Origin of the sequence: Stenotrophomonas sp. MYb238, assembly GCF_009496535.1 — a bacterium.
GTDB lineage: Bacteria > Pseudomonadota > Gammaproteobacteria > Xanthomonadales > Xanthomonadaceae > Stenotrophomonas.
In genome coordinates this window covers 16,159-34,740 of the sequence record NZ_WIDL01000010.1, presented here as the reverse complement: position 1 = coordinate 34,740, position 18,582 = coordinate 16,159, and the positions used below count along the sequence as shown (strand labels likewise).

The window sequence follows — 18,582 nt, the reverse complement described above, 5'->3', positions numbered from 1 at the left end:
GTTGCGGACCGGACGATCCGCTTCACACCCGGTACGACGAACCGGCGCCGGCGGAATCGACAATGCGGCAGATCTTTTTCATGAACGCGTTAATGATCGCCGCGCGACCGGCTCCCTGCGCCATCATGGCGGCTCACTCCGACCGGCCCCTTCCATGAAATTCCTGCTGCTGATCTACATCGACCCGGAACTGCTGCAGTCGCTGCCGCCGCACGAGTACGACGCGCAGATGCGTTCGTGCCTGGTCCACGCCGATGCCCTGCAGGCGCAGGGCACCCTGCTGATGTCGCAGAAGCTGCAGCCCCCGGCCAGCGCCCGCACCCTACGCACGCGCGGCGGCCAGCCGCGCATCATCGACGGCCCGTTCGCCGAGACCCGCGAGATCCTGGCCGGCTTCAACCTGATCGAGGCCGCCAATGCCGAGGAGGCGATGCGCATCGCCCGCCAGTTCCCATGGGCGGCCTACGGCAGCATCGAGGTGCGCGAGGTCGAGGACCTGCAGGCCGAGCGGGAGCGGCTGGACGCCTGAGCACCCGCCTCCGGCGCGCGACCGCTCAGGACACGGTGATCGGCAGCTCCCGGCGCGCGACCGCCTCGTTGCCGCTGTAGTCCCTGGCGGTGATGCGAATCACGTACTCCCCGGGCGGCAACGCTTCGGTCTGCAACGCGCCGGTCGCCAGCTGCCCATCGCGCACGGTGTTGGTGAGCACGTAGCGGAACCGCGTCACCGCGCTGCCGTGGACGGTGATGCCGCTGTCCTCGGCGTAGGCGACCTTCGCCGCGTCGGACTGCGGCGGCATTCGGTTGAACTCGATGTTCATGCGCGGCTGCTCGTAGCCGGGCAGCGGCCGCCCGCCGGCATCGAGGATCTGGTAGCCCAGCGCGTACAGGCCGAGCCGGCGGCGCGGCAGGTTGTCGTCCACCTGGTCCCAGGCCTCGACCACCAGTTGCAACCCACCGGCATCGCGCGGCACCGCCAGGCGGCCGTCGCGGCTTTCGCGCAGCCGTTGGCCCTGGGCATCGAGCAGGGCGATGTCGTCGATGCGCGGCGGCACATGGTCGGCATAGTTGGCGAAGCCCAGCCGCACGGCGTTGCGCTCGTAGCCGGATGGCCCGACCGCCAGGTGCACGTGGGCCTGGCTGTTGATGCTGCCCAGCGCGTCGCCGGGGTTGAAGCGCGTGCCGCGGCGCACGCGCACGCGTTCCAGCTGCCCGGCCTCGTCGTACACCAGCTGGAAGCGCGCGGGATCGAGCGGCCGGCCGGCCGCATCCCGGCCCACCTTCATGTGGATGTAGTCCAGCGTGTCCAGCGACAGGCCTTCGGCCTGCCCGCCCAGGCTCCAGGTCGCCACCGGGCTGCCGACCTTGGCGGCGGCGACGGCCAGCACCGTCTGCCCGACGTCGCCGCGGATGTCGAAGCCGCCGTGCAAGTGGTGGCGGCTCTCGCCGCTGAAGTTGCCGCGCACCTCGCCCAGCGTGCCCACCACTTCGTGCCAGCCCAGCTGCGGCGCCAGCGGCCAGCGCCCTTCGTTGCGCGGCAGCGGATTGTCCATCGCCGGGCCGACCTGCGCCTGCGCCTGCGCCTGCGCCGTCCCGGCGGCCTGCGGCCGCAGGTGGTGGATGCGGTAGGCATCGGCGTCGCCGAGCAGCAGGCTTCCGTCCGGCGCCAGCGCGATGCCCGCCGGCCGCGCGAACCGTTGCGCGTCGCCGGCCACGGCCATCACGTGTCCCGTCGGCGAGACCTGCACCACGCGGCCGGTGATGCGCTCGCCGACGTAGGCGACGCCATCATGGGTGAGCGCCAGGGTCATCGGTCCCCACAGCCGCCGCTCGCCGTCGGGTCCGCCGATCCGCGTGGCGACCTGGCCCGACGCGGTGACGGTACGCAGCGCGTCGTTGCGCAGGTCCGCCACCCACAGCACGCCGTCGGCGTCGAGCTTGAGGTCGGTCGGGGTATCGAAGCGCGCCGCGCCGCCCTGGCCATCGACCCAGCCTGGGCGGTCGCCGCCGGCCAGCGTCCACACCCGGCCGTCCGGCTCGATCACGCGGATGCGGTCGTTCCAGGTATCTGCCACGTAGACGCGCCCCTGCGCGTCCACCGCCACGCCCATCGGGCCGTCGAAGCGCGCCTGCCGCCCGATGCCGTCGGCGAAACCGGGCGTGCCGTCCCCGGCCAGGGTGCTCACCTCGCCCAGCGGGGTGACCTTGCGGATCGCATGGTTGCCGGTGTCGGCGACGTACAGGTTGCCGTGCCGGTCCAGCGCGAGACCCGAGGGCGTATTGAACGCGGCGGCTTCGCCGCGGCCGTCGGCGAAGCCCTCGCGGCCGCCGGCCAGTACATGGAACGCGCCGTCCAGCCAGCGGTAGAGGATGCGGTTGTTGTCGCCCGCATCGGCCACGTAGAGCGTGCCGCCGGCGTCCATCGCCACGCCCCAGGGATCGCTGAAGCGGCTCTGCGCACCGGCGCCGACGCTGTCGCCTTCGATGCCATCGCCCGCCAGCAGGTCGACCTGCGCGCGCCAGCCCAGCGGCGTGGCGGCCGGCGCCTGCGGCAGCGGCGTCCGCGGCGCCCACAGATAGCTGGCCGCCAGCGCGCCCGCCGTCAGCGCCGCCACGACCATCACCCAATGCCTGCGTTCCATGTACATCCCAGCGGTTGCGGACCCGGCACCATAGACGCTCGCCGGCCGGCGCGGACCCACCCGCCGCACCCGGCACCGCCACCAATGGAGTCCCCATGGACCTGCGACTGCACCTGGAAGAAGATCCGATCCGCCTGCAACCGCCACAGGGCGCGGCGGTCGTGCTGCCGCTGTCGCTGGATGGCCTGCTGGCAGCGGGATTGGAGAGCTTTCCGCCGGGTGGCGCGGCGCTCGAGCAGGCCATCCAGCAGGTCGAGGATGCGCTGATGCCAGCCATCCCCGCCCTGCGCCATCGGCCGGCGACGCTGCTGGAATGCGCGGACCCGGTGCTGGCGCCGTTGCTGCCGGCGGCCGGACGCGATCCCCTGGCGGCGGCCACGCTTTCCATCGCCGAGGTCGAGGACGTCTTCGACCGCCTTGCACAGGTGGCGGCCGGCGTTCCCGCGCGCAGCCTGGGCCTGCTTGGACAACCCCGCTTCGCCGCGGCGCTGTTGGTGGTGCGCGAACTGCTGCACCACGTCGGGCTCCCGGCGCTGCGCGTGCTGCCTGCGGCGGACTGACGCCTGCCGCAGGCTTCTGGCATCAAGCGTGGCCGAACGCGTGCAGGCCCGGCTCGGCGACCCCTCACGCCCGCGCGGTCACCGCTTCGCGCGCGCCTGGCGCAGGTGCGTGCCGACCGGCACCGAGAACGCACCGCCATCGGCCACGTCCCAGTTGATCGACCAGGTCATGACGCCGCGGAAATCCGGATACGGTTGCGCCGGCTTCACGTTGTCGCAGGCGGTGGCGCGGGTCAGGCAGTCGAAGGCGCGGTTGATGTCGGCCGGCGTGGCGTAGCCGTTGCCGGCCGCACGCGGGCCGGAAGGCAGGGCCAGCGCCACCTGGTCCGGGCGCAGGCCATCGAAGCGGCCCTTGCCGTCGGCGAGCTGGAAGCCTTCGATCAGCATCTTCGCCGAGCCCACCAGCATGTCCACGCTGCCGGCCGGCAGCGTGTCCGCGCGGTAGGGCGTGGGCAGGCCGCCGTTGTTGTAGAGCTGCACGTGCAGCAGGTCCAGCTCCTCGCGCAGCCCGTCGAGCAGCGGCAGGTAGGCGCCCCAGATGCCTTCCATCGACACCCAGCCGCCCTGCACGTAGGGGTGCTCCGGCGCCATCGACACGTACAGGTTCGGGTACATGGCATGCAGGCGCTTGACCGCGGAGACGAGGTGGCCGGTCACCGGCGCGCCGTGCACCACGCCGGCGATCTTCTCCAGGTCGATGTCGATGCCATCCAGCCCGTAGGCATCGATGGCCTGCGCGGTGGTGCGCACGAAGTTGTCCTCGTCGCGCTGCGTCTGCAGGGTCACCGTGCCCAGTTCGCCGCCGAAGGACAGCGCCACGATCCCGCCGCGCGCGCGCCGGGCGGCGATGTCGGCGACCAGGCGGGCCCGGTCCAGCCCCGGCGCGGGGTTGAGCGCGATCCGGCCCTCGCCCATGTCGTCGGCGAACGCCAGCACGATCACGTCCCAGCTGTCGTCCACCTGCCCGAGCGGCAGCACGCCCGAGCCGTTGTCGAAGTTGTGCAGGTAGCCGACCAGCGCGTGGCGCGGAAGCGGGTGGCTGTAGCCCGGCGTCACCCCGGCGCGCGGTTCGGCGGGTTCTTTCTGCACGGCCTGGCAACCGAAACTGGTGAGGAGGACAAACGCGCACGACAACAGGCTGGTCGGCTTCATCGCAATCCCATGCGGTGGAGGGGAGCCCGATTCTAGACAGGCGCCGGCGCGAAAAACCCTTCCGGAACATGATGTTGGCGAAGTTGTCCGGTAATGACCCGGGCGGTCCGGCCGATGTCCGGCAGCCCTGCCCGGCGGCTGTCGGCGCGTTGTCGCATCGCACCGGCGCTCCCGTCGCGGAGGACATCGCCGGACCGCCGGACGCGGGCGCGGCGCCCCGGACCTGCCCCGCGCTGGCGGCCGCGCTCAGCCGCAGGTCTTCATGCGTCGCTCGGCATCCCACAACGCGCGCCGCGCCAGGTCATAGGCGCTGTCGGCCGCTGAGGGCAGCGTGTGTTCGGCCTCGACCGGATCGGCGCCGTGGCGGTAGCGGTATTCCAGCCGCTCCAGCGCGTCCAGATGCTGCAGCGCGGTGGCGAACCAGCGGCGGCGCGCCTGCCCGTCGCACTGCGGATAGCGCCGCTCCAGTTCGCCGATGGCGGCACGGAGGCGGCGGCTGGCCTCGCCGTCGAGGCCGGGCAGCGGCTCGTGGCGGATCGGCGCGGCCTTGTAGGCATCGCCGGTCGCCTCGCTGCCCAGGTCTGACCCGCGTTCGTGCAGCGACGGGTTGAACGCAACCTCCGGTGGGCGGCGCGCTTCGGCCGCCTGGATGTCCTCGCCATAAAGCCACTTCTCCTTGCGCGACTGCCGCGTCCCGGCTGCACGCCTGGAGAACAGGCCGGCGGTGGCGCGCTCGCCCACGCCCGTCGCCAGTTCGTCGCGGTGCTCGAACACCCGCTCGTCCTTGCCGGGGATGCGCCCGTCGCCCGCGACGGCGTCGGGCAGGTCGACCCCGCCATCGGCGGCATAGAGGCGGCGCGACCAGTCGGCGGAAGAAGCCGGCGGCGCGGATGCGGCCGGCGGCGGTGTGGAAGGGCGCATGGCCTCGGCCGGCGACGGCAGGAGCGGAACGACGGGCGCGGTCCCAGGAGCGTGGGCCTGCACCGGGAGCGGTGGAGGCGGCGGCGGCGCACCCGGTTCGCGCGGCAGCCAGCGTACCTGCAGGCGCTGCTGCCGCTGCTCCGGGGCGGTTTCGGGCACCTGCCACAGCACGCGCCCGACCAGACAGAGGATCGCCGCGGTCGCCAGGCCGGCGCCGATGCGGTGGGACAGGGGTTCACTGACGCGGGAATCGTGCATGCCTCTCCATCGCAGACCTGCACGCGGGCGGGAGCCCCGCGGTGCACCGTGGCAACTAGACCGGAACCGGCGCGGCGAGTTCCATGGCCGCCGTCGCGCGCGGACGCCCGGGTTACGATGGCCGCCCTTTCCGACACCGATGCTCCCACGCGGGCACTCCCAGCGCATGACCCACTACTCCGGTCCCCTGCTCACCCACGCGCTGCTCGACGCCATGCGCGACGCGCACCGGCGCGGCAGCCCGGCCTGGACCGGTTCGTTCGACCTGGGGCGCAGCGAGGATGAGGCGCTGCTGGAAGCGGGTCACTGGCGGTGGCGCGGCAGCGACTACCCGTGGCCGGAGCGGCTGAAGGACCGCACCGTCTATTACTGGGACGGCGAGGATTTCGCGCCGGCCTCGCGCTTCGGCACCGGCCTGTACAAGCTGGTGCCGACCGAGTGGGGCGTGCCGACCTTCGAGATCGACGGCATCAAGATGCTGGTCAGCGCGCAGCTGTCGCCGATGGAGGACGCGCGCCGCAAGGTCGCCCTGGTCGCGCCGCACGGCAAGCAGGTGCTCGACACCTGCGGCGGCATGGGCTACTTCGCCGCCTGCTGCCTGGAAGCCGGCGTGGCGGCGGTGCGTTCGTTCGAGAAGAGCCCGGAAGTGCTGTGGCTGCGCACGCTCAATCCCTGGTCGCCGGACCCGGAATCGGACGCCGCGGGCGGACGCCTGACGCTCACCCACGGCGACGTCTCGCTGGCCATCGCGGACATCGCCGACGCCTCGGTCGACGCCGTGCTGCACGACCCGCCGCGCTTCGGCATCGCCGGCGAACTGTATTCGCAGGCGTTCTACGACCAGCTGGCGCGCGTGCTGCGCCGGGGCGGCCAGTTGTTCCACTACACCGGCACGCCCAACAAACTCACCAGCGGCCGCGACGTTCCCCGCGAGGTCGCCACACGCCTGGCAAAAGCGGGCTTCCGCGCGCGGCCGGAACTGGACGGGGTATTCGCCGTCCGCGGCTGACCGGCGCTAGGCGCCGCGCCCTTCCGGCCGCTCCGCATCCCCGCGCTGGAACACCACGCGCTCGGGACGATGCAGGGCGAAGCCCTGCGCGCTGTCGATGCCCAACTCGCGCAGCAGGTCCAGGGTGCGCAGATCGTCCACCCATTCGGCCACCACCTTGGCGCCGCGCTGGTGGCCGATGCGGGTGACGGCATCGACGATGGTCCGGCTCATCGGATCGCGGCCGAGGTCGCGCACGAAACTGCCGTCGATCTTGATCACGTCCACCGGCAGGTTCTTCAGGTAACCGAACGAGGCCATGCCGGCGCCGAAATCGTCCAGCGCGATGCGGCAGCCAACCGCGCGCAGCCGTTCGATCACCCGCACCACGCGCAGCAGGTCGCGCACCGCCACGGTCTCGGTGATCTCCAGGCACAGCCGCTGCGGCGGCACGCCATGGCGGGCGATGGCGTCGAGGATGAAATCGGCCAGTCCCTCGTCCTCCAGGCTGGCGCCGGACAGGTTGATGGCGCAGCTCTGCAGGCGGTCGCCGCAGGGATGCAGGTGGGCGAAGTTGGCCAGCGCGGTGCGGATCACCCAGCGGTCCACCGCGGGCATCAGCCCGTAGCGCTCGGCCGCCACCAGGAACACGCCCGGCGCGATCACGCTGCCGTCGTCGGCGCGCATGCGCAGCAGCAGTTCCACGCGCGTGACCGGGTTGGCGCCGGCCGACAGCGGCACGATCTCCTGGTAGTCCAGCAGCAGGCGGTCCTGTTCCAGCGCCCGGCGCAGGTGGCTGGCCCATTCCATCTCGCCCATGCGGCGGGTGGCGTCGGCGTCGTCGCGGTACACGCACACGCGGTTGCGGCCGTCCTCCTTGGCCTGGTAACAGGCGCTGTCCGCCCACGCCAGCAGGTCCTTCAGCGTGCAGCCGTGGCGGTCGACCAGCACCAGGCCGATGCTGGCGCTCACCGTGTAGCTGCGTCCCAGCCAGCAGAAGGTCGAACGTTCGATGCAGGCGCGCACCTGCTCGGCCAGCAGGTCGGCCTGCTCACGGTCCACGCCGAACGCCAGCAGGCCGAACTCGTCGCCGCCCAGGCGCGCCAGCAGGTCGCCGTCGCGGATGTGGTGGCGCATCGCCTGCGACAGCTGCACCAGCAGTTGGTCGCCGGCGGTGTGTCCGGACAGATCGTTGATGAGCTTGAACTGGTCCAGGTCGATGTACATCAACGCGAACGGCCTGGCGCCGGCGTCGTCGCTGCCGTCGGCCAGGGCCTGGCGCAGGCAGCGCTCGAACTCGCGGCGGTTGCACAGCCCGGTGAGCTCGTCGTGCGCGGCCTGGTAGCGCAACCGCTCGGTCATCTCGCGCTGCGCGCTGGTGTCGCCGGCCACCATCAGCAGGTGCGGTACGTGGTCCATGTCCAGCATCGCCAGCGACGCGTTCACCCAGAGCGCAGCGCCAGCGCCACGCACCACGAACGCCTCCCGGCTGCTCCACGTGCCCTCCCCGAGCGTGGCGGCGACCGCCGCCCGGCCCAGCGCGGCGTCGGCGAACAGCTCCGCCAGCGGCTCGCCGGCCACGTCGCCCAGCTGCGTCCGCGCGGCCCGGTTGGCATAGGTGATGCGCCCGTCGCGCGCATCGGCCACCAGCACCAGCGCCGGCAGCATCTCGTTCAATGCCTGGAAACGCGCCTCGCTTTCGCCGAAGCGGGCGCTCATGCGGCGGCCGAGCTCGACCGCGCGGCGGTGCAGGGTCGCCTGCGACCACAGGAACAATGCCAGCAGCACGCTGATCGAGCTGCCGCCGATGACGATCAGCCGCAGCTGCCCCCACGCGCCCATCGGCGTACGCGGCCACAGGCGCAGCTCCCAGGTCCTGCCGCCGAACTCCATCCTGCGCACCTGCACCTGGCCGGCGTCGGCCGGCAGCGGCGCGCTGGCGAACACCCGCGCGTGCGCGGGCAGCGCGCCCAGGTCGCGGATGTCCACGTCCATGTAGTCCAGGATCCTTCCATACAGCGCCTCGCGCACCATCGGCTCCAGGCGCACGCTGACCGCCAGCGCCCCCAGTTCGCGCGCGCGCCGTTCGTTCACCGTGGCCGGCATGGCGCCCGCCGCGTAGGCGGGCAGCCGCACGGTGATGCCCATGTCGCTCGCTCCCTGCTGGCCGCGGAACTGCAGCAACGGGAACGGCGCGGACATGGCCGGCGCGTCGGCATCGCGCGCGCGCCGCAGCGCTTCCATGTTCTCCGGCTGCCGGGCGATGTCGAAGCCCACCAGCACCTCGTTCCCGCCCAGCGGCGCGACGTACTGGTAGCGGTAGGTGGCCTCACTGTCGTCGCCGGCGTTGCCGCGCCGCTGCGCGAAGGCGATCAGCACGTAGCCGTGGATCCATTCCTGCGAGCGCAGGTTGCGCTGGTAGCTGTCGAAGGTGGCCTGGTCCAGTTGCTCCGTACCGGCCAGCAGCACGGTCTGCATGGCGCGCAGTCCCAGCGCGGCGCCGGCCAGCGGTTCGCGCAGGCGCGCAGGCGCCGCGTCGGCCAGCGACCGCTGCAGGGACTGCACGCGGTCGCGCTCGCTCTTCCACTCGCCCCACGCCATCCACGCCGTCAGCAGCAGGCCCGATACCAGCACCAGCACGGCCCAGAGCGGCGTGGTGAACATGTAGCGCGGCACGCCGCCGTCGCCAGGTGCGGCGGGGCGCTCACGCTGCATGCACGCATCCCCGGGCAGCGGCCACGGCACGCCGCCGGTTTCCCGCCGCCGTCATGGTTGCCCGATCCGCCATCGCCCCACCATCGTCCATACGGCCCATGTCCTGTATCCGGTCCCCTGATTGCCGCCGGCAGCAACGCCCCCGGCGACGCGCATCACGAACGGCCCCCTGCCGCACCACAACCATATATGCGGCAGCCATGACCCGCGGAACGCCACGATTCTACGCACCGTTCCGGCCCGCTACCCTGAGCCGGTCCGCACCCTCGCGCATTCCGCACTGCAGCACCGCGCAGGCGCAGATCGCCGCGCACGCGCACCGCGCCACGGGTTCCGCGTTCATCCCTTTCTCTTAACTTCATCCGGTGTATACCTCGTCGGCAGGATGAAGCATCCCTGCGACCTGCGCGCTGCCTGCACAAGCAAGCGCCAGGCCAGAAGCCCACCGCCGGCAACGGCAACCGGGAACCGCCACCGACCTCCACGGGCACGTCCGGGGACGCCCGCGCGGGACCGGTGCGCGTCGAGACAGGACACATGCGACACCCGCACCCATCACAGGGGTGCCGGGTTTCCAGCGGTGCGCCTTCGAGACCGGCGTGACGCGGCCGCCTGGCCGGCGTGGCAAGGGAAGCGGAGTCGTTGCTCCACCCCGTAGGACCATCGTCAAGGAGAGCGGTCTTGAAAGAAGTGAACATGTTCCTGCAGGGACCCGGCCAGGAGCGGCGCGCCGTCACCGTGCTGGCCACCGAACAGGTTCCGCTGGAAACGCTGGTCAGCCGCGCGGTCAATGGCCGGCCCGGCGTGCTCGTCGACGTGCATGTCCTGGTGGACGAGCACGGCAATCTCGCGCGCCAGATCGACCACGAAGGCTTGCGTTACCGGTTCAACGATTCGAACGCGTCCTGGGTGCTGGTCGTCAGCTGACGCGCGCGTCCCACAGCGCCGTTCGTGACCCACGCCGCGACATCGGCGCGACCACGCGATCGACCGCGCACAAGAAGGCTGCGCGATACGGGCTCGGCCGAAGCAATCCGAGGGTCGCGCTGTCGTTACCCTGCAAACCGGTCCGGACGAAACGCTGGGATTCCGTCCGGCAGACATACAAGGAGCCTTCCATGCCCAAAGCCGTCCCGAGCCGCCTGCCTCCGCCCTTCCACTGGGTCGAGGAGCCCGAGCGGAAACGCCTGTGCCTGGGCGGCGTGCGGGTGCTGGAGATCTGCCGGCGGCACCAGGGATGGATCGTCGAGGTGTACCTGCACGAGCCTTCGCGCCCGTTGCCGATCATCGCCGTCCGTTCGGCCAGCGCCGGCATGCGCTGGGGCGCGCGCTGGGCCAAGCAGCACGTGCGCCTGCTCACCACGCTGGCCCGCGAGCAGGCCGCGTCGGAACAGCCGTCGGCGGAGTGAGGCTGGGTAAGCCCCGCCATCTCCACCGGTTGCGGCAGCGCACATTGAATGGCCCTGGAGGCATGTGTAGCGTCACGGCTGCCCATTGAAGGGCAAACAATAGAGGAATGGCATGAAGATTCGGCTCAAGCTGGCTACTGCTATCGCAACCCTCGGTCTGACTCTTGGCATCGGAGCCGCAACCGCTCAAGACAACACGCCGTGTGATGTCTGCTTTACGAACTACCAGAACTGCCTGGCCAAAGGACACACCGATGTCTACTGCTATGGCCTCTACTCTCGATGCATGAGAGGCTCAGGGTGTGTCATCCCCTGAAATTCCCTATAGCTCGGTAGCCAGCCCTCCCCGCGGGGGCTGGCTTTGCATTGTCGTGTAACGGCTACTACCTCGTCTCGTTCGGACCGAGTCCACTCGACGCCCCGAACATTCTTGCCGCACAGGTTCCCCGCTGCATCTGGGAGAAGATCTTTCCCCGGCAGATCAATGTCGGCAAGCGGTCCTCTGGCTGATGAGCGCGATCCAAGCTTGGATCGCGGCCGAGGTTTGCGCGTTTCGAGAAAACGAAACGGACACCAAAGAATTTTGCAGTCATCGCGGCAAGGGCAGGAAACCGCCACAAGCCGCTGATACATATGGTGGGCCCACCAGGATTCGAACCTGGAACCAAAGGATTATGAGTCCTCTGCTCTAACCGTTGAGCTATAGGCCCGCTGCCGGTGCGCAAGTGTAGTGGAGGCCGGCGCGGGCGGCCACCGCCCGGTTCCGCCCTCGCAGGCGCGTCAGTGCGTCGACTGCGAGTACGGCCTCGCGTCGGGGCGCGTGCCCCATTCGCGGTTGGGTTCGGCCTGCATGATGAAGCGCAGTTCGCCACCGGCCATGATCTGCTCGTGACGCAGGAACGCGCGGTCCAGCGGCTTGCCGTCGAGGGTGGCGCCGCCGATGTAGGGATGGGCGTCGTCCAAGCCGTCGGCGACGATGGTGAAACGCTTGCCGTTGGGCAGGTTCAAGGTGGCGCGCGGCAGGAACGGGCGGCCGATGATGTATTCGTTGCTGCCCGGCGTGACCGGGTAGAACCCCAGCGCGGTGAACACGTACCACGCCGACATCTGGCCCAGGTCGTCGTTGCCGGCCAGTCCGTCCGGGCGCGGCGCGTACTGGGTGTCCATGATCCGCTTGAGCCGCGCCTGTGTACGCCACGGCTGGCCGGCGTAGGCGTAGAGATAGGCGACGTGGTGGCTGGGTTCGTTGCCATGCGCGTACCAGCCGATCAGGCCGGTGATGTCTTCCATGTGCTCGAACACCGCCGGATCCACCTTCGCCTCGAACACCTGGTCGAGCCGCTGCAGCAGCTTGTCCGCGCCGCCGTGCGCGGCGGCCAAGCCGGCCACGTCCTGCGGCACGTACCACGAGTACTGCCATGCATTGCCTTCGGTGTAGTCGCTGCCGTAGCCGCTGGCGGCGGGATCGAACGGTTCGCGGAAGCTGCCGTCGCGCCTGCGGGCGCGCATGAAGCCGGTGGACGGATCGAAGGCGTGTTTCCAGTTGCCGGAGCGCTTCGCGAATTCCGCAGCGATGTCGTCGCGCCCCATCGCCTTGGCCATGCGCGCGATGCTCCAGTCGTCGTAGGCGTATTCCAGCGTCTTGCTCGCCGCCTCACCTTCCTCGTCGATCGGCACCCAGCCGAGTTCGCGGTACTCGGCGATGCCATCGTAGGGGCCGTAGTCGGCGCTGGCGACCATCGCCTGCAGCGCCTCGTCCGCGTCGAAGCCGCCGATGCCCTTCATGTAGGCATCGGCGATTACCGGTACGCCGTGGTAGCCGATCATGCACCACGTCTCCAGGCCGTGGAACGACCACACCGGCAGGATGCCGTACGGGCTTTCGCGGCGCGCAGCCAGCAGCGAGTTGACCATGTCGCTGCTGCGCTGCGGCGGCTGCAGCAGGGTCATCAGCGGATGCAGCGCACGGTAGGTGTCCCACAGCGAGAAGGTCGAGTAGTTGGTCCAGCCCTTTGCCTGGTGCACGGCATTGTCCGGGCCGCGGTAGCGGCCATCGCTGTCCATGAACAGCGTCGGGCCGAGCATGCTGTGGTACAGCGCGGTGTAGAAACCGGTGCGCTGCGCCGGCGGCGCGTCCACGTCCACTGCAGCCAATGCCTGCACCCACTGCGCACTTGCGGCGGCGCGCATGCCGTCGAAGTCCCAGCCGGGCGCTTCGGCGTCGAGGTTGGCGAGGGCGTTGTCCTCGCTGACCGGCGAGATCGACACCTTCACCAGCAGCGGCTCGCGCCCGTCCGCGCCGAAATCGAAACTGCCGACGAGCTGCCGTCCTTCGATCTGCGCACGTGCGCCGGGGGCCTTCTCCGCCGGCGGCGGGAAGCCGCGGTAGACGACGTCGGTCTCGGTGTCGTGGAAGGCATGCCCGCGGACGGGCCGCGAGAAGCGCATGGCGAAATACAGCTGGCGGCCGGGCGCCCAGCCGCGTGTTTCGCGGAAGCCGGTCACGGTGCCGTCCGCGCGCAGCCGCAGGCGCGACCACAGGATCTTGCCCGGGTAGTCGTACATGCTGGTGCGCAGGTCGATCAGCACATGCGCCGGTTGGTTCGCGGGAAAGGCGTAGCGGTGCATGCCGACGCGCGCGCTGGCGGTCAGTTCGGCGCGCACGCCGTAATCGTCGAGGGTGACGGCGTAATAGCCCGGCTGCGCCGTCTCGTCCTCGTGGCGGAAGCGCGAGGTGTAGCCGCTGCCGGGTTTGCCGATGTCGCCGCGCTCGTACTTCACCTCGCCGGCGATCGGCATCAGCAGCACGTCGCCGAGGTCGGAATGGCCGGTGCCGGAGAAGTGGGTGTGCGAGAAGCCGGCGATGGTGGTGTCGTCGTGGCGGTAGCCGGCCGCCCAGCCGTAGCCGTCCTTGCGCGACCTGATCTGGGTGTCAGGGCTGAGCTGGATCATGCCGTGCGGCACCGTCGCCCCCGGATAGGTGTGGCCCTCGCCGCCGGTGCCGATGAACGGATCGACCGCCGCCACCGCGCGCTCGCCGACGCTCTCGCCCGCCACCGCGGTGCCCGCCAGCAGCACCAGCGCCATCATCCACTTCGCCTGTCCGACCGCCATCGCCTGCCCCTTTGGACCGATCCAATGCAGGCGTCGAAAATACCACCCGCCGTCGCCGCAGGGGATGGCGCGGCACCGCAAAACAAAAAGGCCCCGCGATGCGGGGCCTCTCTTCCGTACCGCGATGGCGCTGCGGAACGGTCAGTCGATGTCCAGGAAGCTGCGCAGCTGCTCGGAGCGGCTCGGGTGGCGCAGCTTGCGCAGCGCCTTGGCCTCGATCTGGCGGATGCGCTCGCGGGTGACGTCGAACTGCTTGCCGACCTCTTCCAGGGTGTGGTCGGTGTTCATGTCGATGCCGAAGCGCATGCGCAGCACCTTGGCTTCCCTCGGGGTGAGGCCGGCCAGCACGTCGCGCACGGTCTCGGACAGGTTGATGTTGGTGGTGTTGTCGATCGGGGACTCCACGTTGGTGTCCTCGATGAAGTCGCCCAGATGCGAATCCTCGTCGTCGCCGATCGGGGTTTCCATCGAGATCGGCTCCTTGGCGATCTTCATCACCTTGCGGATCTTGTCTTCCGGCATGTCCATTTCCTTGGCCAGCTCCTCCGGCGTGGCCTCGCGGCCGTACTGCTGGAGCATCTGGCGGGAAATGCGGTTGAGCTTGTTGATCGTCTCGATCATGTGCACCGGGATGCGGATGGTGCGCGCCTGGTCGGCGATCGAGCGGGTGATCGCCTGGCGGATCCACCAGGTGGCATAGGTCGAGAACTTGTAGCCGCGGCGGTATTCGAACTTGTCCACGGCCTTCATCAGGCCGATGTTGCCTTCCTGGATCAGGTCCAGGAACTGCAGGCCGCGGTTGGTATACTTCTTGGCGATGGAGATCACCAGGCGCAGGTTGGCCTCGACCATTTCCTTCTTGGCCTTGCGCGCCTTGGCTTCGCCATAGGCCATGACGCGGCTGATTTCCTTCAGCTCGTCCAGGCTCAGGTGCGAATCCTTCTCCACGTCGAGCGTGGCCTGCTGCTCGGCGACGATCTGGTCCTTGACGTCGCGCAGCGCCGACGACCACTTCTGCTTGCGCTTGATCGCGTCCTCGACCCATTCCAGGTTGGTCTGGTTGCCTTCCCAGGAACGGATGAAGTCCTTGCGCGGCATGCGCGCGGTGACCGTGGCCAGGTGCAGCACGCGGCGCTCCTGGGCCTTGATCCGGCCCATGGTGTCGCGCAGCAGCCGGACCAGCACGTCGGTCAGCGGCAGCGGCAGCTTCAGGGTCACGAAGGTCGCCGACAGTTCCTCGCGCAGCTTGGCCTGCGCCTTGGTGTCGCCCTTGGCATGGGCCTTCTTGAACTTGGCCATGTCGCTGGCCAGCTGTTCCATGCGGTTGGCGACCTCGACCGGATCCGGGCCGGTCGGGCCGGTATCCTCGTCGCCGCCGACGTCGTCCTCGTCCTCGTCGGCCTCGGCATCGCTGTCGTCCGAGGCGTCGTCGCTCTCGGCGGAGGCCGGCGCCGGCACGTCCTCGACCAGGTCGTTGAAGCCGACGATGATCTCGGCAAGGCGCTTCTTGCCTTCCTTGTGCAGCTCGTAATCGGCCAGCACGGATTCGACCGCCGGCGGGAAGGTGCCGAGCGCGGCCTGCACCTGGCCCAGGCCTTCCTCGATGCGCTTGGCGATGGCGATTTCGCCTTCGCGGGTCAGCAACTCGACCGTGCCCATCTCGCGCATGTACATGCGCACCGGGTCGGTGGTGCGGCCACCTTCGGTATCGAGCGCGGTCAGCGCGGCCGCGGCTTCCTCGGCGGCGGTATCATCCACCTCGCGGTTGCCGGTGTTGCCGTCGCTCAGGATCAGCGTGTCGGCATCGGGCGCCACCTCATGGACATCGATGCCCATGCCGGTGATCAGGCCGATGATGTCCTCGATCTGCTCCGGGTCGACCATGTCGTCGGGCAGGTGGTCATTGACTTCGGCGTAGGTCAGGTAGCCCTGTTCCAGGCCCTTGCTGATCAGTTGTTTGATATCGGACTGCTGGGCAGGACGTTCGTTGGCCATGTAGTGCTCGCGCCACCGGCGTGGGGAAAGATAGAGAACCTACTATTATACCAGCGCAGCATAACGCTTGCCGGGCGGTGGTTTCACGGCGCGTCAGGGTCTGAGCAGGAAGGTCACCGGTCCATCGTTGACCAGGCTGACGATCATATGGGCCCCGAAGCGGCCGGTTTCCACCCCTTGGGCATGCTTTTCGCGGCAGATCGCCACTAGACGGTTGAAAAGCCGTTCAGCCTCGGCCGGCGGCGCCGCGCTGGTGAAGCTCGGGCGCATGCCCGAGCGGGTATCGGCGGCCAGGGTGAACTGGCTGACCAGCAGCAGGCCGCCCTCGGTATCGCGCAACGAACGGTTCATTTTGCCGGCATCGTCGGCGAAAACACGATAACCGAGCAGGCGATCGGCCATGCGCGCCAAGCCGGCCTCGTCATCGCCCGGCTCCACCCCGACCAGCGCCAGCAGGCCCGGGCCGATCTTGCCGACCACCTCCCCTTCCACCGTGACCGAAGCCTGGGCGACGCGCTGGATGAGGGAAAGCATGGGCACTCCTGCAGGGATGGAAGGCCGCACCATATACCGGGGACGCCGTATCCGGTCGGCACCCGCGGGCGGATGCGCCGGGAAGCCGTCCGCCCCGGCGTACTAAACTTGCCCGGATGAAACCGGAACGCGCCGCCAAGCTGTACCACCGTCTCGCCACCGCCCTGACCCGGCTGCCCTGGTCCTGGCAGCGGACCCTGGCCGACGCCCTGGCCCGCCTGTGGCAGCGCCTGGACGCCCGCGAGAGCCGGGTGACGCGCCGCAATCTCGAACTGGCCTTCCCGGAACTGCCCGCCGCGCAGCGTGCCGGCCTGCACCGCGACGTACTGCGCGCCACCGCCCGCCAGGCGATGGAGACCCTGTACCTGTGGACCCACGATCCGGCCACCAACCTGGCCGGCCACCTGCGCGAGCGCCACGGGCAGGACCTGTACGACGCGGCGCTGGCCGCCGGCAAGGGCGTAATCGTGGTCGCCCCGCATTACGGCAACTGGGAACTGCTGAACCAGTGGCTGGCCTCGCGCGGACCGATCGCCATCGTCTACGCGCCGCCGGAGAATCCGGCCGGCGATGAATTCCTGCAGCTGGTGCGCGGCGGCGACAACGTGCGCCAGGTGCGGGCCGAAGGCCCGGCGGTGCGGCAGCTGTTCAAGGTGCTCAAGGAAGGCGGCGCGGTCGGCATCCTGCCCGACCAGCAGCCGAAGAACGGCGATGGCGTGTTCGTCCCCTTCTTCGGCGTGCAGGCGCTGACCATGACCCTGGTCAACCGCCTGGCCGAGCGCACCGGCGCCACCGTGCTCCATGCTTGGTGCGAGCGGACCGGCCCGGACATCGAATTCGCCCTGCACGTTGAGCCGGCGTCGGCGCGGATCGCAGATCCCGACCCGCTGGTCGCCGCCGGCGCGCTGAACGCCGGCATCGAGCGCATCGCCCGGCGCGACCCGGCGCAGTACCAGTGGACCTACAAGCGCTATACGCTGCGCCCGCCCGGCAGCGGCGAGGGCGACCCCTACGCGACGGAACGCCACCCGCATTGAACGCGCGCCTTTGCGCAACACTGCGTCACCCCGGCGGTCGTTTGAATCCGCGACCGCCGGCCCCATTAGCTTGCCGATGAACGCCATGTCCCTCTCCCCTGCATCCGCTTCCCCCAGCTTCGGCGAAACCGCGGCGATCCGCTGCGAACGTGCCGCCGCCGAACTGCGTGCGGGGCGGCCGGTGGTGATCGCCGACGGCGGCCGCCGCCTGGCCACGATGGCGCTGGACAGTGCCTCTCCGGCGGGCTTCGCCGCCTTCGCCCGGGCCGCGGACGAGCGGCACTACCTGTTCCTGACCACGCCGCGCGCACGCACGCTGGGCGTCGACAGCGCCCACGGCATCCGCATCGCCTTGGCCGGGCAGGGTTTCGATGACCTGCCAGCGCTGGCCTACCTGCGCGACACCCCGGTACCGGCCGGCATCCCCACCGAAGGCGACGCGCTGGATGCCGCCGCGGTGGAAGTCGCCCGGCTCGGCCTGCTGTTGCCGGCGCTGGTATCGGCGGTCCTGCCGGCCGGCACCACCCCGTTCGACGGCTGCCTGCACCTCACGCTGGACGACCTGCGCTGCGGCGCGGCGCAGGCCGGCCAGGACTACGAACTGGTGACGCGTTCGCCGGTGCCGCTGCGCGAGGTCGGCATGACCGAATTCGCCGTGTTCCGCGGCGGCGTGGCGCAGCGCGACCAGGTGGCGGTGATCGTCGGCACTCCCGACCTGCAGGGCGTGGTGCCGGTGCGCGTGCACTCCTCGTGCCTGACCGGCGACCTGTTCGGCTCGCTCAAGTGCGACTGCGGCGACCAGCTGCGGCGCGGCCTGCGCGCGCTGAAGGAACTGGGCGGCGGCATCCTGCTGTACCTGGACCAGGAAGGGCGCGGCACCGGCATCGCCGCCAAGATGCGCGCCTATGGCTACCAGCACGAAGGGCTGGACACCATCGACGCCGACACGCAGCTGGGTTTCGGCGCCGACGAGCGCCGCTACGGCAGCGCGATCGCCATGCTGCGCGGCCTGGGGGTGGAGCGCATCCAGCTGCTGACCAACAACCCCACCAAGGTGCAGCACCTGCGCAATGCCGGCATCGAGGTGCTGGGCAGCATCCCGGTGACCGGCGAGATCACCGCCGAGAACGAACAGTACCTGCGCACCAAGGCCGCGCGCGCCGGCCACCACCTGGATGTCGATGCGCTGATCATGTCGGCGCAGTGATCGCGGGCACGCGGCACGGATGACGGAACTCCCGGTGCCCCTGTAAGGTC

14 protein-coding genes and 1 tRNA gene are annotated in these 18,582 nt (G+C 70.1%); 7 read left to right on the top strand and 8 right to left on the bottom strand.

Going from position 1 to position 18,582, the window contains the following annotated elements; all coding sequences use genetic code 11:
- Positions 1 to 154: 154 nt before the first annotated feature.
- Positions 155 to 529: a YciI family protein gene (locus tag CQ393_RS08515; protein ID WP_153191132.1), complete on the top strand. Its 375-nt coding sequence runs from the start codon at positions 155 to 157 to the stop codon at positions 527 to 529.
- A gap of 25 nt (positions 530 to 554) precedes the next feature.
- Here CQ393_RS08515 and CQ393_RS08510 read toward each other — a convergent pair whose 3' ends face one another.
- A complete protein-coding gene (locus tag CQ393_RS08510; RefSeq protein WP_153191131.1) occupies positions 555 to 2,642 on the bottom strand; it encodes a gluconolaconase in 2,088 nt (695 codons plus the stop codon).
- Between the two features lie 95 nt (positions 2,643 to 2,737).
- Between CQ393_RS08510 and CQ393_RS08505 the strand changes: the two genes are divergently transcribed.
- Positions 2,738 to 3,202: a hypothetical protein gene (locus tag CQ393_RS08505; protein ID WP_153191130.1), complete on the top strand. Its 465-nt coding sequence runs from the start codon at positions 2,738 to 2,740 to the stop codon at positions 3,200 to 3,202.
- A 78-nt stretch (positions 3,203 to 3,280) separates the two neighbouring features.
- Here the strand turns inward: CQ393_RS08505 and CQ393_RS08500 are convergent, their stop codons facing one another.
- Together CQ393_RS08500 and CQ393_RS08495 are read right to left on the bottom strand one after the other, a co-directional pair.
- Positions 3,281 to 4,291: a chitinase gene (locus tag CQ393_RS08500; protein WP_343199882.1), complete on the bottom strand. Its 1,011-nt coding sequence runs from the start codon at positions 4,289 to 4,291 to the stop codon at positions 3,281 to 3,283.
- A gap of 309 nt (positions 4,292 to 4,600) precedes the next feature.
- Entirely contained in the window at positions 4,601 to 5,533 is a 933-nt protein-coding gene (locus CQ393_RS08495; RefSeq protein ID WP_153191128.1) for a hypothetical protein, read from the bottom strand.
- A gap of 166 nt (positions 5,534 to 5,699) precedes the next feature.
- Here CQ393_RS08495 and CQ393_RS08490 point away from each other — a divergent pair, with 166 nt between their 5' ends.
- A complete protein-coding gene (locus CQ393_RS08490; protein WP_153191127.1) occupies positions 5,700 to 6,542 on the top strand; it encodes an SAM-dependent methyltransferase in 843 nt (280 codons plus the stop codon).
- A gap of 6 nt (positions 6,543 to 6,548) precedes the next feature.
- Here the strand turns inward: CQ393_RS08490 and CQ393_RS08485 are convergent, their stop codons facing one another.
- Positions 6,549 to 9,236, bottom strand: a complete 2,688-nt coding sequence (locus CQ393_RS08485) for an EAL domain-containing protein (RefSeq protein ID WP_153191126.1) — start codon at positions 9,234 to 9,236, stop codon at positions 6,549 to 6,551.
- Positions 9,237 to 9,917: 681 nt separating this feature from the next.
- Here CQ393_RS08485 and CQ393_RS08480 point away from each other — a divergent pair.
- Together CQ393_RS08480 and CQ393_RS08475 are read left to right on the top strand one after the other, a co-directional pair.
- Positions 9,918 to 10,163, top strand: a complete 246-nt coding sequence (locus tag CQ393_RS08480) for a hypothetical protein (protein WP_153191125.1) — start codon at positions 9,918 to 9,920, stop codon at positions 10,161 to 10,163.
- A gap of 191 nt (positions 10,164 to 10,354) precedes the next feature.
- A complete protein-coding gene (locus CQ393_RS08475; protein ID WP_153191124.1) occupies positions 10,355 to 10,645 on the top strand; it encodes a hypothetical protein in 291 nt (96 codons plus the stop codon).
- Between the two features lie 634 nt (positions 10,646 to 11,279).
- On the opposite strand, the gene CQ393_RS08470 is transcribed toward CQ393_RS08475, so the two are convergent.
- The 4 genes from CQ393_RS08470 to dtd form a co-directional block, all read right to left on the bottom strand.
- Positions 11,280 to 11,355, bottom strand: a tRNA-Ile gene (locus CQ393_RS08470).
- Between the two features lie 70 nt (positions 11,356 to 11,425).
- Positions 11,426 to 13,735: a GH92 family glycosyl hydrolase gene (locus CQ393_RS08465; RefSeq protein WP_228114380.1), complete on the bottom strand. Its 2,310-nt coding sequence runs from the start codon at positions 13,733 to 13,735 to the stop codon at positions 11,426 to 11,428.
- A gap of 165 nt (positions 13,736 to 13,900) precedes the next feature.
- Positions 13,901 to 15,754 carry an RNA polymerase sigma factor RpoD gene (gene rpoD, locus CQ393_RS08460; protein ID WP_153191122.1) on the bottom strand — a complete coding sequence of 618 codons (1,854 nt, stop codon included), beginning with the start codon at positions 15,752 to 15,754 and terminating at the stop codon, positions 13,901 to 13,903.
- A gap of 93 nt (positions 15,755 to 15,847) precedes the next feature.
- Positions 15,848 to 16,288, bottom strand: a complete 441-nt coding sequence (dtd, locus tag CQ393_RS08455; RefSeq protein ID WP_153191121.1) for a D-aminoacyl-tRNA deacylase — start codon at positions 16,286 to 16,288, stop codon at positions 15,848 to 15,850.
- A 116-nt stretch (positions 16,289 to 16,404) separates the two neighbouring features.
- Between dtd and CQ393_RS08450 the strand changes: the two genes are divergently transcribed.
- Together CQ393_RS08450 and ribA are read left to right on the top strand one after the other, a co-directional pair.
- Positions 16,405 to 17,325 carry a lauroyl acyltransferase gene (locus tag CQ393_RS08450; RefSeq protein WP_153191120.1) on the top strand — a complete coding sequence of 307 codons (921 nt, stop codon included), beginning with the start codon at positions 16,405 to 16,407 and terminating at the stop codon, positions 17,323 to 17,325.
- 85 nt (positions 17,326 to 17,410) lie between these two features.
- Positions 17,411 to 18,532 carry a GTP cyclohydrolase II RibA gene (ribA, locus tag CQ393_RS08445; protein ID WP_153191119.1) on the top strand — a complete coding sequence of 374 codons (1,122 nt, stop codon included), beginning with the start codon at positions 17,411 to 17,413 and terminating at the stop codon, positions 18,530 to 18,532.
- Positions 18,533 to 18,582: the final 50 nt, after the last annotated feature.